The sequence below is a fragment of the Pedobacter sp. 01N416 genome, assembly GCF_056399685.1.
The window spans coordinates 1-369 of sequence record NZ_JBFTRT010001147.1 but is presented as its reverse complement, the minus strand read 5'-3'; the positions used below and the strand labels follow the sequence as shown (position 1 = coordinate 369).

Below are 369 nucleotides of genomic sequence, written 5' to 3'. Positions count from 1 at the left end.
GGGTAATATTTGAGTACGCTAAATCGAATGCAATGACTTTAAAAACGGATTTAAAAGCTGGGATGATCGTGTTCGATCATTTAGCATCATTCAATCCGGAAATGAAAGATACATTTGAATATCATGGATCAGATGGCACTTTTGATGGTTTTAAAATCATTGGCGGAAGACTAAAACTGCAGGAAGATATCACACTTAATAACGATCCGAATGCGAGCGACGAACTTTATGCCGACCCAAAGAAAAACGTAAAACCCATCAGAAAGTTTTAAATCTTAACAAACCTTAACAAATCATTTACCTAACACATCATTTAAAAATTTGTGAGTTTGGCATTCGCTGACTATATTGCGCCCTGCTTAACTGGCT

General features: G+C 36.3%; 1 pseudogene. It reads left to right on the top strand.

Annotated features, from left to right (window positions below):
* Positions 1 to 272: pseudogene (locus AC1DND_RS29645) on the top strand (hypothetical protein); the annotation flags it as partial.
* Between the last annotated feature and the right edge of the window lie 97 nt (positions 273 to 369).